Genomic DNA, 14511 nt, shown 5'->3' on the forward strand with positions numbered 1-14511 from the left:
ATGATTGGTATCCCATTAGACACACAGACAAAGGAGAAAATTAGAGTCCTTGTTGTTGAAGATGAATATATTCTTGCGATCAATTTACAAGAAAGTTTAGAGTCTTTGGGATATGTTGTTTTAGATATCGCTGATTCTGCCGAAGGAGCAATTGCAAAAGCAACTAAATTACGACCAAACTTGGTTCTGATGGATATCAGATTACGCGGTGAAATGGACGGCATCCAGGCCGCAGAGCAAATTTGGCATAATTTGCAAATTCCAGTTATCTACGTCACAGGTCACTCCGATCACAGTACTGTAGAACGGGCAACTCTGACATCCCCCTTTGGATATATTCTCAAACCAATCAAGGAACAAGAACTTTACGTTGCCATTCAAACAGCTCTTAATCGTTACGATCGCGAGCAATTTTTGAGTTCTGTGCTTCGAGAAATGGGTGATGGAGTAATTGTAGTCGATACTGAATTAGATGTTAAGTACATTAATCCTATAGCTGAAACCCTGACAGGGTGGCGATGGAATGAAGCTAAGGACAAGATGTTAACTGAAGTTATCCAACTCATTGACGAACAAACCCAGCTTTCGGTAGAAAATCCAATTCTTGCAGCCCTCGAACAAGAAACTATTATCCATCTAGCTAGTGGCGTTTTACTCGTTGCCAAAGACGGAACAGTTACACCTGTAGCTGACAGCGCTACTCCCCTGAGAAATAGCAGTGGTGTAATTACAGGAGCCGTATTGGTTTTTCGGGATGATACGCAACGACGACTAACTGAAGAACGCAATCTCGCTGCTGAACGTGCTAGACAACTAGAAATTCAAGTGGCAGAACTTCAACGGCTGAACCAGCTGAAAGAAGATTTTCTGGCAACTACTTCTCATGAAATGCGAACACCCTTGTCAAACATCAAAATGACAATCTCCGTGCTAGAAAGTATTTTGGAAGGGCTGGGTGTTTTACATTTAACAGCACTTTCTCCATCTGAATCTGTAGCCCGCTACTTAGCTATCCTGCGCGATCAGTGCGAACGAGAGCTAGATTTAGTAGACAATTTGTTGCACATGCGAATGATTGATGCAAATGTCTATCCATTAGAATTAACTTCAATTCAACTCCAAAACTGGCTGCCTCACGTTGCCGAATATTTTCAGGAACGTGCCCAAGCTAGGCAACAGTCTTTTCAAGTGAATGTTTCTCCAAATCTACCACCTTTAGTTTCAGACTTGGCTAGCCTGACCGAAATTGTCTCAGAGTTACTCAACAATGCTTGTAAATACACTCCGTCCGATGGACAGATTACGGTAGATGTTCAGGTAATTGACACCGCAAAAAGTCTCATCAATGAGGATACTGAATCTGGTGCATTACATAATCTTCAAGTTCCTTACTTTCAAATTACAATTAGCAATACTGGGGCGATCATCCCCAAACAAGAACAATCTCGAATCTTTGAGGCGTTTTATCGGATTCCTCAAAGCGATCGCTGGCAACAGAGTGGCACAGGATTAGGTTTAGCATTAGTTAAGAAGTTAGTTCAATATCTCCAAGGTACGATTAAAGTTACCAGTTATCAGGGCTGGACAAGGTTTACAGTTCAACTGCCATTGAGTTTGTAATTGCATTGGGCATTGGGCATTAGACATGGGGCATGGCGCATGGGGTATGGGGCGTAAAAGGAAGAAGTTCTTTAATTTTGAATTGATTTCTCGCCCACTCCTTAAAATAATGCAAACTAAGTCAAAATTTAAATAAATGCGATCGCATCTTACCGACAATGCAGATTAACCAAAGTCTCCATACAGCAATTCTTGTGACTGACTTAGAACGCTCCGAGCAATTTTATGGCAAAGTATTGGGATTATCTAAAATAGATCGTTCCCTAAATTACGCTGGTGCATGGTATCAAGTCGGCGACTACCAACTTCACCTGATAGTTGCAACTGTTGTCCCCACAGAAAACCCAAACGAAAAATGGGGGCGCAATCCCCACATTGCTTTCTCCGTTGCTGACTTAGACACCGCCAAGCAGGAATTGCTAAATCATAATTATTCCATTCAAGCCAGCGCTTCCGGTCGCCCTGCCCTGTTCACTCAAGATCCCGACGGGAATATTATCGAGTTGAGTCAGCTGTGAGGAGTGGGGAGCAGGGGAGGCAGGGGAGCAGGGGAGCAGGGGAGGCAGGGGAGCAGGGGAGGCAGGGGAGCAGGGGAGCAGGGGAGGCAGGGGAAGAAGAACTATTGATTGATTCTTTAACCATGCCCAATCCCCAATGACAAATGACTAATGACTAATGACTAATGACTAATGACTAATGAAAATCATTGCCTACTCTTATACCGATCCGCTATTAGAATCTTCTCCCGATCAAGCCGATTGGGGATGGGAGGTGGATCGGGTTTATGAAGATTTGGGCAAGCCAGACTCTTCTGGGCGATCGCAATTACAACAATTATTTACCGATTGCGAAACTGAATCAGCAGATTATCTCCTGATCCGTCGGTTGGAAGAATTGGGGGATACTGTAGAAGATATTAGCGATCGCTTAAATCAACTCGAAGTCATGGGAATAGCTGTAATCGCCACTGAACAGCCCTACACTTCCGAAAATTACCCTCTGGGTGCAGATTTGCTGAATCTGCTGCACGCAATCCAACGTCAGCAACGCAGTCGTCGCATCCGTCAAGGACACGCCCGTAATCGTCTTGAGGTTGCACCGCCACCCGGCAAAGTTCCCTACGGCTACCGCAGAGGTAAGGGAAAATATACCATTGATCGCAGTACTTCACCAGTAGTCAAAGATTTTTTTGAACATTTTTTACTCTATGGTTCCCTGCGGGGTTCAGTTCGTTATCTGGCGAAAAAATACGGCAAGAAAATCTCTGTAACCACAGGAAGACGCTGGCTCACTAATCCAGTCTATCGCGGCAATACAGCTTACCAAAATGGCGAAATTATCTCCAATACCCATATTGCGATCGTTTCTAAAGAAGAAGCTGCCCAAGTTGATCGACTTTTACGCCGTAACAGCCGTTTACCATCTCGAACTGCTAGCGCGCCTCGTTCTTTAGCTGGGTTGGTTGTCTGTGGTGAGTGTCAGTCACATCTGACAATTACCCGTGTCACCCAACGCAACCAAGATAAAGAGTATCTTTATTTACGTTCTACTAGCTGCCCCCAAATCCCCAAGTGTAAGGCTATTCCTTACCAAGAGGTGTTAGAACATACAATTGAAACAGTTTGCCATGATTTACCTCTGGCGGTAGCAGGGATGAATTTTCCCCAATTGGATGCAGTCAAGAATAGTTTAGGACAAGCGATCGCTCGTCAGCAAGAAATACTCGCTCAGTTACCCGCTTTAATCGAAACTGGAATTTTAGATGCCGAAACAGCAAAGTTAAGGGCTTACAAACTCCGCACAGAAATATCTGCACTCGAAGCAAAATTGGCGACTCTCCCCCCGGTTAACTTGCGTTCTGTTGCTCAAGCTGTCTCCATACCACAATTTTGGTTAGATTTGTCGGAAACAGAGCGACGATTTTACTTTCGAGAATTCATCAGGCAAATTGAGATTATTTTTCAGAATAAAGAATTAAAACTTCGAGTTATGTTTATTTTTTAAACTCAGACCTGGCGAATAGAATTGCCTGCGGCACACTGCGTGTAGCTTGCTTCTGTGCAGGAGTACGCAGCTACACTGGCATTGTCCGCCTCCAGGGACTAAAGTCAAGTTAAGGGTTTGAAACCCAGGATCGGTAGCTTTTGTTTGTATAGACGCGGTTTCTAACCGCCCGTTTCCCGTTAAGTTGACACCAATGAGCAATGCTGTGCCCTTACGACAGATGTGGTTCAAATACATGAAAACTGCTGTAAAAGGGCAATTAGAAACCGCATCTATACAGACAAACCCTTGATTTTCCCTTAGTCCACCTTCGCGTAGCATTCCCCAGGAAATGCAGACTTTATTTGTATAGCAGCGAATTATATAGGACTCATATCTGATTTTTGAACAAGATTTCAGATAAAACCCTTATAAAACAGGCTTTTCAGTCTCAGTATATTTTCAGAAATCAAATCGGAGTCCTATATATTGCCTTGGCTCTAAATTGACACACTGTTATAAAACACTATTTCTGAGACGGTTGATCCTTGGTATATGCAGCAGGTTTTGGCCCTGCATTCCGCACATTGATAACTTTATTGAGGATATCAAACCAAAAAGGCGCACCCATTGCAATAGCTAAACCACTGACTATCCAACCACAAATTAATCTAAAAACCTGCCAAATTCTGATTAATAAAACGTTTCCACTATTCGGCTCAAACTGTTGATTGATATTTTGCCATCCAATGGGTATAGAAGCATTTACTAATAAGTTTTCAATTTCCTTCCTGCCCTCTGAGTCTTTGATATAATCGATTCTTTGAGTTGCACTTTGAGCAATCGTAGAGCGGATAACCGAATCCTGTGAGAGTCTTTTAACAAGATGAAATGTATCAGTATTGGTTAATATGGCAATTGATATTCCAATTAAAATAGCAACTCCTTTGGCATTACGCTTATAAACACCACTGGCTCGATCCATAGAGCGATCAAACCATGTCTCGACTTCATTTTTAAACTGATTCATTTCTTCTGTCAGATCGCCAATTTTTATCCTACTACGTTGAGCGATCGCAGCAAGACTCTTGATTAAATTATCAGGTACATCATCAGACAATTCTTCATTAACAAATTTTTTAAAATCTTCGTCAATATCTCCATAAACTTTTTTAATTATTTTGTAACTTTCACTTTCTAGATTATTAATGCCTTCCTTAAGTTGTTTGTAAGATGCTAATATCATCTGCAAACTATTTTTAGATTCTTCATTAGGATTTTTCGCATAATTATTAATTAACTGGGGAATCTTTAAGGTATCTAACAAAGTAATTGCAAATGTTTCAGAAGGAAGATAGGAGGGGCCACTTTGTTTTTCTTCTAGTCCTTTTTTGTCAGTATTTTTAGCATTTTCCCGCAGCTGTTCTACTTTTCTCTTAGCCTGTTGATTCAAGGTATTAATTAAAGGATCGTTATAGAGAATCTCTACTAAATTTCTTGCCTTAGTAAAATCGGATTCTTCAGTTTCGCTACCACCTGCTAAAAGTAATTCAATTGAATTTTTTAAATGTTTAGCTCTCCATTGTAAAAATGTGGCAATCAATTCCTGTATTTCAGAAGCTAGTAAGCTCAAAATCAAGTAAATAAAAACTAAACCTAGAGTAATATCTATAACTACAGGTAAGTTCATGGATAGGCTCCCATAATTCTATAGCTGCTTATTTTTGTAATTTAAGTACTTTCAGCGAATTGTATAACACAGACGTTAAAATTAAATATTCGCTTAATTAAATTTAAAATACTGAAATATTTGCATTTGCTTACTTTGATAAGCATACTCAATTTTTTTTGAATATTAATAAATCTGTGTTTTAGTAACTATATAAATTTTCAATTAGTTACAACCAAAAAGATCCCCGACTTCCGCAAAAAATCGGGGATCTGAGCCTCTCGATGTTCGGATATAAAATAATATTACTATACATGCTTATATCTTCTTCTGAAGATTATTATCTCATCAGGACGTTATTGAAGCTTGTAACAATTATTGTTTGGTTTTCGGAAGTTAACCAACTTATAACTAAGTAGATAAAAATTAAACTCAGGGTAAAATTAAAAATAGAATACAAGTTTATCTACGGACTACTAAACAGGTTATAAATAATTTATTGTCTGTATTATTTTTATCATTTATCTGCCAAAATGTTCTCTAATATAACTAAGATAAATTTTTTAAAAAATAGGGCTAATTATAAAAAGTTGAGTTAATCTTGGAAACTAGCAATTGTTAAGAACATACGTTGTTACTGGGTGGCAACATTGGAGATTCGCTAGATGTCTCTATGTAATCAAACCAGCAAGTAAAATGATTACCAGAGAATATGCAAGAAGGAAGCTTTATTTGGAGTCATCTGGAAAAACAGCATCGCACGGTTGGCAAATGGATTGATTGGGTATGGCTAATAGTGTTGCTGTTGGCAGCAGTATTACTGTTTAGCATCAATCTAGGAGGATTGCCGCTGCGAGATTGGGATGAAGGTACTGTGGCTCAGGTTGCTCATGAAATTTGGCACGCACCAGCAGGTTCAATGCGCTGGCTTTACCCAACGCTAGGAGGCGAACCATATCATAACAAGCCGCCTTTGATGCATTTGTTAATTGCTTGGGCTTATTCTCTAGGAGGTGAAAATGAGTGGACAACCCGTCTACCTGGAGCAATTTTAACAGCGACATCTGTACCTTTACTGTATTGCATTGCTCGAGAGATATTTCGTCAGCGTTGGGCAGCGATTTATAGCGCTTTGATTTACCTAACAATGCTACCTGTGGTGCGTCATGGGCGGTTAGCAATGTTAGATGGAGCAATGGTAAGTTTTTTGATGGTGATGATGTTGTGCGTGTTGCGATCGCGCCGGGATTTACGTTATTGTCTTGGTGTTGGTGTTAGTTTCGGGTTGATTTGCCTGACTCAAGGATTGCTAGGCATATTACTAGGTGCGATCGCAATCATCTTTCTGTTTTGGGATACGCCACGACTGCTCACCTGTTACTATCTCTGGATCGCAATCTTAATTGGCATTCTACCTGTAGCTGGTTGGTATGGTGCCCAACTAATTCATTATGGTTACACTTTCGCCCAAGTTGGCCTTGCAAACCCATCAATAGGCCGAGTTGGCTCATTTGTCGAAGGAAATCCTGAACCACCTTGGTACTATGTGATTGAGCTTCTTAAGTATACATGGCCGTGGTTATTATTCTTACCACAAACTATCCGCTTAACCTGGGAAAATCGCAATCTGAGTTGGGCAAAACTAGTAATGGCGTGGAGTGGTGTTTATCTGCTGGTAATTTCCTTCATGATTACCAAAGTTCCCTGGTATCTATTCCCGATTTACCCTAGTTTAGCCTTAGCTTTTGGTATCCAGTTATCAGATACAGAAAACTCGCCTTTACTCTCATCCTATCCCCGTGCTTGGGTTGCTGGTTTGGCAATACTTGCTGTAGTCGCTTCTGCTGGTAGTATTTATTTTAGTTCGGGTACAACACCCACAACAGACTTACAACTGATTTTTGCTGCGGTAGCTGTAACTATGACTTTAGCAGCTATTTTGGCAGAACGAGGCGACGGGCAATTTCTGAAAATTTTGTTCTGGGGGAGTTATGTTTCACTACTACTGTTAATGAAATCTAACTACTGGGTTTGGGAATTATCTGAAGCTTATCCAGTGAAACCAGTCGCCGCTATGATTGTGCGAGCAAATCCAGCTACGAAAAAGATTTACACATCTTTTCCCTACCATCGTCCCTCGTTGGATTACTATAGCGATCGCACCATCATTCCCGCTTCTGTTGGTGAATTGGAATATTATTGGCATTACAACGGACAACCCTACTTTCTACTTCATACATCTGCTTTCAACAATCTTGAACTAGAGTCAATGAAGCTAATTGATCAAGCTGAAGGTTGGAAGCTAGTTACAAAAGATACTGATAGATTGTAGATGTTGGAGATTGGGGATTGGGGATTGGGGATTGGGGATTGAAAAGAGGCAGAGGGACAGGGTGCAGAAGGGAAAGAGTTTTCCCCTGCTCCCTCATCTCCCTCATCTCCCTCATCTCCCTCATCTCCCTCATCTCCCTCATCTCCCCCATCTCCCCAATCCCCTACCAGTCTCGCCCACCCCACAAGATTGGATAATTTATGTGTTGGATATCCTTTAAGTAGACGTAAGTAAAACCGTGTCCTATTTGGGGCGAACAAGACACGGTTTTATCGGAGTATTTAGTTATAATATTACAAAAATCAAAGTAGAATTTGATTTATACCAAATTAATCCATTTACTGAGATTTGCTTCCTGGTTCATTAACTTTCTCTGTTGTGGGAAGTATTTGGCGATCGTAACTTATCCTTTCTTGGGTAAGAGCGATCGCACCAAAGAAAATCGCACTTCCTACAGCCAGTGCCACCATCGGGCGCTTGAGCAGGACAAAATCTCTGATAATCCTCGCTAAAGGTCGGCTTTGCCGACGTAGCGCCGAAGAAATCATCATTTGTCTCCAAGTAAACGGATCGCGGACATAATGACCACTTTGGCAAACTACTAGTCGTTCCTGGCAATAGGGACAGCAAAACAAGCCCATGCGGGTTTTAATTGGTTTGGGCGTAGCATTTCTTTGGCAAATTGGGCAAGTAACATAATGATTATCAAAAGTGTGTATATTCATTTACCTCGTCCGCCTAGTCCATTTACTCGCTCTATAACAATAGCTATACTGACTTGGGATCAATGTATGGTCTGAAATCAGGCATAAAGCATACATACATTCTATTACTACCAAGGATGGCTCAATGGTCGCAACACGAGTATAGCTAGATTTAAGCAAGGATGACTCCTAGTTAATGTTTACAGCTGAGTCCACCCAACCGACAGAAACTTTCTTGTCTCTAGAAAGAATAGTGTTGGCGTTGCCCAAACTGAGCATCGCTGACCCTCAAATAATAATTGTCTCCCATTTAACCATTCTCACCACAAAAATTTTGCACAATGACATTTTTAGCTAAAGCTTTGTAAATCAAGCCAATCAAGTCTACTTGTCCGGTTGCTAAATAATGGCTCACAATGAGAAGTAACAGATAAAAATTTAAATTTTTTCTTACATTTACCCCGCCTCTCAATGACTCTCTTGCCTGCCACTCAACTGAGGAAGGTAACGGAACAACCTGCCTTTCCTACACCTTCCACTCCTTTAGCTCACCTAATTAATCGTTTTCAACCATCTCCAGAAACCGTCGTGCTATTTTTAGCCATGCTGATTGGCGGTGGCACTGGTATGGGTGTAGTCACCTTTCACTATTTAATCCAGCTGATTCACCAGCTGATGCTAGAAAATTTAATGGGTCAAATTGGTGTCTGGGGTTCTTGGACTTTAGCCTGCGTTCCCACCCTTGGCGGATTAATTGTTGGTTTGATGCGTTGGCGCACTCAAGACTTTGGCCCTGGACTTTCATCTCTGATTGCCGCCTCTCAGGGAACAGAGATTAGGCGACCACTACGACCAGTTACAAAAATGCTGGCTGCATCTGTTTCTTTGGGGAGTGGTGCTTCTTTGGGGCCAGAGGGACCGAGTGTCGAAATTGGGGCCAATTTTGGGATGTTGTTCTCTGTGATTCTCAAAGTATCTCAAGAACGACAGCGTTTGCTATTAGGTGCTGGTGCGGCGGCTGGACTTGCAGCAGGATTTAATGCTCCCATCGCTGGAGTATTTTTTGCCTTAGAGGTGGTGATGGGAGCTACATCTTTTGCTACTTCTGCGGTAAGTGTGGTGCTACTAGCGGCGGTGGTAGCAGCATTGATTGCCCAAATCGGTTTGGGGACACAACCTGCTTTTGATTTACCTGTTTACCAAGTTCGCAGCCCCTTAGAATTACCTCTGTACCTTGGCTTGGGTTTAGGGGCTAGTCTAGTTTCTCTGGCTTATACTCAATCAATTCGGGGAGCAAAAGCCTGCTTTGCTGGGAAGGTTCCAGGTTTTGCTTTTTTGGGACGAATTCCTGAGCCGATTCATCCAATTATTGGCGGTGTGATCATTGGCGCAGTTGCTTTGAAATTTCCGCAAATTCTGGGTGTCGGTTATGAAACTGTAGAAGCAATGCTTCAGGATGTAGAGTTTCCACTCTATCTGTTGGTGGTACTATTGGTGGTGAAGCTACTGATGACTGCAATTAGTACAGGTAGTGGTTTCGTCGGCGGTTTATTTGCACCAGCAATGTTTTTAGGTGCTTCTTTTGGATCGGCTTACGCCAAAATTTTGGCTGTAGCATTCCCGGCAATTTGCGATCAAATGGCGGCTCCCCCAGCTTACGCAATGGTGGGAATGGCAGCAGTATTAGCTGCTAGTGTTAGAGCGCCATTAACGGCTATTTTAATGCTATTTGAATTAACCCGCGACTATCGCATCGTTTTACCATTGATGGCAGCTGTGGGCTTGAGTGTTTGGCTAGTGGAAAGGATGAAACCAACTTTTAACTCTAACTCTAACTTACAACAAATTGGTCTTTCGGAATTGAAAGATGAACAAGCAGAAATCGTGCAGCAAATTTTGGTAGAAGATGCTATGTACCCCTGTCCAAAAAAGTTATCTGCAACTCTTGGGGTATTAGATGCAGCTGTGGAAATGACACGCGATCGCGTCCGCAGTGCTTTAGTAATTGATGAAGCAGAGCAATTAGTTGGTATACTCTCTCTGGAAGATATTAACCGTGCCCTCGATCTTTGGCAAACATACCCAAATTCGCTAACTGAAATTCCAGATAATTTATCCAGTCAAACCCTCATAGACATTTGTACTACTGAAATTCTCTATGCCTGGCAAGATGAATTATTATCTGAAGCTTTAGACCGAATGAGTCTTCGAGGTTTGCATCAATTACCAGTGATAGCACGAGACAAACCCGATCTCATTTTGGGTTTACTAGAAAAAGAGCAAATTGCATTAACCTGTAATTTAGCAGTTACGCGCAAGGCACTTCGCCACTATTTACCAGTCTTACCTACCACAGATATAGCTATTAGTCATTAGTCATTGGTCATTAGTCATTGGTCATTGGTCATTATTTTTCACAAAGGACAAATGGCACTTGACTAATGACTGTTTATAGTCATTGTTTTTCACAATTGGACTTTGGACAAAGGACAAATGACAACGGAGTATTGACTAATGACAATTTATTAAGCTGTGGCTTCTATGGCTTCATCATCTTCCCGATCTTCTGGATCTACCTGTCTCAGACGAATGTGCTTTTTGCCTAAAGTGATCAGAAATTCATCTCCTGGTTTAAGATTCATCTGTTTTGTATAAGCTGAACCTATAAGTAAGTTACCATTCGATTGCACACTAATTCTATAGCTAGCACTACGTCCACCACGCCCATTAGCGCTGGGTGTACTGTCCAACTGAATGCCTTCAGCATCAATTAGGGCATTTAAGAACTTCATCATATTGACGCGCTCTATACCGTTTTTGGTAATGGTATAGTAGCCGCACTTCTTGGCTTTATCTTCCTTGCTCTCGTTTTCTAGCTCTTTGACTTTTTTGAGCAGTTCTTCACCGAGTAGGGGTTCAATTTTTTTCAGTTTAGGCATCAACTTAGGTCGAAAATGAATGTTTGAAGTGTTTGAATCGATTTTATTTTAGCTGAGGTTGAGCTAATAGGAACATAATCCTTTAGTTTTTTATCTCAACCTAGCCAAGTATATTACACTCAGATGCACAATTGTTATGCTATTACCAAATATTGCCAAGACAATCTATTTTAGAGAATGCTGCCAATGCTGATAACTATATATATAGTTTGTGAATTACTGCTAGACTATATAAGTTTTAAGTTTTCTAAACTAACGCTCAAAAGGTTGTCTAGTTGCTGAGGATGATAACTGAGTCACAGAATGATAAGCAAAACTGATCCTTAGTCATTAATCATTGGTCATTTGTAACTTTTACTGAGCGTTGCCGTTGACGCAGCCTCTCATAGAGAAGTATTAGTCATTGCTCAATGATTATTGGTTATTTACAAAGGATAAACAACAAAGCTTACCAAAATGAAACTAACTACCAGAGGACACTATAGTGTGAAGGCGTTGCTAGATTTAAGTTTACAGCCAAGATATGGCCCTGCATCTGTGAGAGCGATCGCCAAACGCCAAGATATCCCAGCTCCTTATCTTGAAAAACTACTAATAGAAATGCGTCGTGCATCTTTAGTCAAATCAATTCGTGGTAGCATTGGCGGATACCAATTGGCAAGAGAGCCTGCACAAATATCTATAGGACAAATTTTAGAAGCAGTTGGTGAGACTAGCCATTTACCCCATCACACCCCAGCACCGACACAAACTGAAGATTGGGTAACATTTAGCCTTTGGCAGAGACTCAACCAAAAGCTCAAAGAAGCTTTGTACAGTATTACTCTGGCAGACCTTTATTACGATGCTCGTAGTTGGCAAGCTTCCCTTGGAGAAGAGGCTAGTTTTGTGGTTTAGTCAAGAGTCAGTAGCCAAATATTGACTACGAATTTTAGATTTTAGATTTTAGATTTTTTGGTTGATACCCTGCCCGTTAATCCGTTTCGCAACGCTTTCGTAGGCCGAACAAATCAAAAATCCTCAATTTCAAATCCGATGCTCAATGACTTGCTCTAAGCGTTGGCGCAGCCTCTCGTTCGCGTTAGCGTCTCCGTTCGCGCAGCGTCTCCGACAGGAGAAGGAGAAGAGAAGCGATGCCGTTCGCGTTAGCGTCTCTGAAAGAGAAGGCTTTACGCTGTACTATCAGAGCCAAGTACCCAGACTTCGTAACGCTACGTTAACGTGGTCGGGGTCAATCCAAAATCCAAAATCCAAAATCCAAAATTGGTTGATCCAAGACTTGTGACTTATGACTAATAATATCTATATCTTAATAATTGCTGCATTTTTAGATTACTTAGTTGGGGATCCTTGGGATTGGCCTCATCCAGTGCAAGTTATGGGGTGGGTAATCTCTCGCCTGAGCAAATTTTCTCTCCAATTGTGTCAAAATTCTCTAACACAACGCCTAGCTGGAATTGTACTAGGCATTATCTTGATAATTGGTAGTGGGCTTGTTGGCTTTTTGATGATTAAAATTGCCCGATTGGTTCATCCACTGTTGGGAATTGCAGTAAATAGCATTCTTTTGGCTAGTTGTTTTGCTGGCAAAAGTTTGCAAGTAGCAGCGGAGGCTGTTTTACAACCTTTAACAACAGGAGATTTGGAGAAGGCTCGGAAGATTTTAAGTAATTATGTTGGTAGAGATACGCAAAACCTTTCACAAGCAGAAATTTCGCGAGCTGTTTTAGAAACGGTTGCAGAAAATGCCACTGATGGGGTCATGGCTCCACTTTTTTATGCAATTGTTGGTGTCTTTATACCAGTTGTCGGGCCAACTCCCTTGGCTTTAGCATACAAAGCTAGCAGTACCCTTGATTCAATGGTAGGCTACCGAGAAGCACCCTATACTTATTTGGGATGGTTCTGTGCGCGGTTAGAAGATTGTTTAACTTGGCTACCTTGTCGGTTAACAGTTGTGACTCTGGCACTGTTATCGGGTAAACCGATGTACCTTTGGCGAATTTGTCGTCGGGATGCAGTTAACGATCCTAGTCCCAATTCTGGCTGGAGTGAATGCGCCTATGCTGCTTTTTTGGGTGTGCAGATGGGGGGTACAAATTGGTATCGTGGGGTAGCTAAGTACAAACCATTGCTAGGAGATGCTATTTATCCCATTACTACAACTTCTATTCAGAATGCTTTACAGCTAACTCGATATTGTTTTTTGCTATGGTTGGGGATAGCGATCGCTATATTCTTAATGCTCCCAAATCGGTAATGATAAATATAAAGTTAGGAGTTAGGAGTTAGGAGTTAAGAATAAAAACTCCTAACTCTTAACTTATCACTCCTAACTGATGACTCGCTATGTCTGCCAAAGTAGTTGAAATTCTCTCATCTGAAGAAATCCGTCGTACCTTGACTCGCCTTGCTTCTCAAATTATCGAAAGGACGCGTGATTTGTCTCAATTAGTGCTTATTGGTATTTATACCAGAGGTGTGTTACTAGCTGAATTGCTGGCACGTCAGATTGAGACACTGGAAGGTGTAGCCGTGTCAGTCGGCGCTTTGGATATTACATTTTATCGAGATGACCTCGACAAAATTGGATTGCGGACTCCAACGAAAAGCGAAATTCCCTTTGACCTTACAGGCAAAACAGTTGTACTCGTGGATGATGTGATTTTCAAAGGACGGACGATTCGCGCTGCTTTGAACGCAGTTAACGATTACGGTAGACCAGAGGTGATTCGTTTAGCTGTATTAGTAGATAGGGGTCATCGAGAATTACCAATTCACCCAGATTTTATTGGCAAGAAGTTGCCTACTGCTAAAGAAGAAATTGTCAAAGTTTATTTACAAAATTTCGATGGACGAGATGCAGTGGAGTTGATTAGTCATTAGGCATTAGGAGTTGGGAGGCGGAACTATACCCGCATTTCTCACAAGTTTGAAATGCAGAGGGGCAGAGGGGCAGAGGGGCAGAGGGGATTGAACTTGGCACATTGAACTCTCCTCTGCTCCCCTGCTCCCCTGCACAAGCATAGGCTTTGAGCATTGGTGAGAAATCCGGGTATAGCCCTTCTGGTTTGGGTTTCGAGTTCTCTGCTCAAAAACTTAACGGCGATCGCTACACTGTGAATCAAACCCGACGACTATGAAGATTGGTACAACCGGGGTATTGTACCCCACATTCCGCACTTCATTTTGTAACACAAAGCTTAGTAATAATAAATACATGTTTTTAATGTATAAATACATAAATCATTGGGTGATTAATAT

The 14511-nt window shown here is 41.5% G+C and carries 11 protein-coding genes; 8 read left to right on the forward strand and 3 right to left on the reverse strand.

Going from position 1 to position 14511, the window contains the following annotated elements; genetic code table 11:
* From V7K67_RS08490 to V7K67_RS08500, 3 genes are all read left to right on the forward strand, one after another.
* Window positions 1-1620: a hybrid sensor histidine kinase/response regulator gene (locus V7K67_RS08490; protein WP_335166021.1), complete on the forward strand. Its 1620-nt coding sequence runs from the start codon at window positions 1-3 to the stop codon at window positions 1618-1620.
* Window positions 1621-1778: 158 nt separating this feature from the next.
* A complete protein-coding gene (locus tag V7K67_RS08495) occupies window positions 1779-2138 on the forward strand; it encodes a VOC family protein (RefSeq protein ID WP_334731449.1) in 360 nt (119 codons plus the stop codon).
* Window positions 2139-2316: 178 nt separating this feature from the next.
* On the forward strand, window positions 2317-3624 hold the full coding sequence (locus tag V7K67_RS08500) for a recombinase family protein (RefSeq protein WP_334731448.1): 1308 nt from the start codon (window positions 2317-2319) through the stop codon (window positions 3622-3624).
* 505 nt (window positions 3625-4129) lie between these two features.
* On the opposite strand, the gene V7K67_RS08505 is transcribed toward V7K67_RS08500, so the two are convergent.
* The gene (locus V7K67_RS08505; protein WP_335166024.1) at window positions 4130-5206 is read right to left on the reverse strand and encodes a hypothetical protein; all 1077 of its coding nucleotides are present in this window, start codon (window positions 5204-5206) and stop codon (window positions 4130-4132) included.
* 778 nt (window positions 5207-5984) lie between these two features.
* On the opposite strand from V7K67_RS08505, the gene V7K67_RS08510 reads away from it, so the two are divergent.
* Window positions 5985-7604 (forward strand): ArnT family glycosyltransferase, encoded by a 1620-nt coding sequence (locus V7K67_RS08510; RefSeq protein ID WP_335166025.1) that lies wholly within the window; start codon window positions 5985-5987, stop codon window positions 7602-7604.
* A 338-nt stretch (window positions 7605-7942) separates the two neighbouring features.
* Here V7K67_RS08510 and V7K67_RS08515 read toward each other — a convergent pair whose 3' ends face one another.
* Window positions 7943-8329, reverse strand: coding sequence for a hypothetical protein (locus V7K67_RS08515; protein ID WP_334731445.1), 387 nt, complete (start codon window positions 8327-8329; stop codon window positions 7943-7945).
* Window positions 8330-8779: 450 nt separating this feature from the next.
* Between V7K67_RS08515 and V7K67_RS08520 the strand changes: the two genes are divergently transcribed.
* Window positions 8780-10684 carry a chloride channel protein gene (locus V7K67_RS08520; protein ID WP_334731444.1) on the forward strand — a complete coding sequence of 635 codons (1905 nt, stop codon included), beginning with the start codon at window positions 8780-8782 and terminating at the stop codon, window positions 10682-10684.
* Between the two features lie 149 nt (window positions 10685-10833).
* Here V7K67_RS08520 and V7K67_RS08525 read toward each other — a convergent pair whose 3' ends face one another.
* Window positions 10834-11247 carry an AbrB family transcriptional regulator gene (locus tag V7K67_RS08525; protein WP_334707709.1) on the reverse strand — a complete coding sequence of 138 codons (414 nt, stop codon included), beginning with the start codon at window positions 11245-11247 and terminating at the stop codon, window positions 10834-10836.
* A gap of 456 nt (window positions 11248-11703) precedes the next feature.
* Between V7K67_RS08525 and V7K67_RS08530 the strand changes: the two genes are divergently transcribed.
* The 3 genes from V7K67_RS08530 to pyrR all read left to right on the forward strand — a co-directional run bounded on the left by V7K67_RS08530 (window position 11704) and on the right by pyrR (window position 14133).
* Window positions 11704-12144 (forward strand): Rrf2 family transcriptional regulator, encoded by a 441-nt coding sequence (locus V7K67_RS08530; RefSeq protein WP_179068864.1) that lies wholly within the window; start codon window positions 11704-11706, stop codon window positions 12142-12144.
* A gap of 391 nt (window positions 12145-12535) precedes the next feature.
* Window positions 12536-13507, forward strand: a complete 972-nt coding sequence (gene cbiB, locus V7K67_RS08535; RefSeq protein WP_334731443.1) for an adenosylcobinamide-phosphate synthase CbiB — start codon at window positions 12536-12538, stop codon at window positions 13505-13507.
* 89 nt (window positions 13508-13596) lie between these two features.
* Window positions 13597-14133 (forward strand): bifunctional pyr operon transcriptional regulator/uracil phosphoribosyltransferase PyrR, encoded by a 537-nt coding sequence (pyrR, locus tag V7K67_RS08540; RefSeq protein ID WP_179068866.1) that lies wholly within the window; start codon window positions 13597-13599, stop codon window positions 14131-14133.
* Window positions 14134-14511: the final 378 nt, after the last annotated feature.

The sequence above is a fragment of the Nostoc sp. genome (genome assembly GCF_036917155.1).
Taxonomy (GTDB): domain Bacteria; phylum Cyanobacteriota; class Cyanobacteriia; order Cyanobacteriales; family Nostocaceae; genus Nostoc.

What these genes read in the sequence shown, in the direction of transcription:
- V7K67_RS08490 (WP_335166021.1), top strand. Translation starts at nt 1, where the DNA reads ATGATTGGTATCCCATTAGACACACAGACAAAGGAGAAAATTAGAGTC.
- V7K67_RS08495 (WP_334731449.1), top strand. Translation starts at nt 1,779, where the DNA reads ATGCAGATTAACCAAAGTCTCCATACAGCAATTCTTGTGACTGACTTA.
- V7K67_RS08500 (WP_334731448.1), top strand. Translation starts at nt 2,317, where the DNA reads ATGAAAATCATTGCCTACTCTTATACCGATCCGCTATTAGAATCTTCT.
- V7K67_RS08510 (WP_335166025.1), top strand. Translation starts at nt 5,985, where the DNA reads ATGCAAGAAGGAAGCTTTATTTGGAGTCATCTGGAAAAACAGCATCGC.
- V7K67_RS08515 (WP_334731445.1), bottom strand. Translation starts at nt 8,329, where the DNA reads ATGAATATACACACTTTTGATAATCATTATGTTACTTGCCCAATTTGC.
- V7K67_RS08520 (WP_334731444.1), top strand. Translation starts at nt 8,780, where the DNA reads ATGACTCTCTTGCCTGCCACTCAACTGAGGAAGGTAACGGAACAACCT.
- V7K67_RS08525 (WP_334707709.1), bottom strand. Translation starts at nt 11,247, where the DNA reads ATGCCTAAACTGAAAAAAATTGAACCCCTACTCGGTGAAGAACTGCTC.
- V7K67_RS08530 (WP_179068864.1), top strand. Translation starts at nt 11,704, where the DNA reads ATGAAACTAACTACCAGAGGACACTATAGTGTGAAGGCGTTGCTAGAT.
- cbiB (WP_334731443.1), top strand. Translation starts at nt 12,536, where the DNA reads ATGACTAATAATATCTATATCTTAATAATTGCTGCATTTTTAGATTAC.
- pyrR (WP_179068866.1), top strand. Translation starts at nt 13,597, where the DNA reads ATGTCTGCCAAAGTAGTTGAAATTCTCTCATCTGAAGAAATCCGTCGT.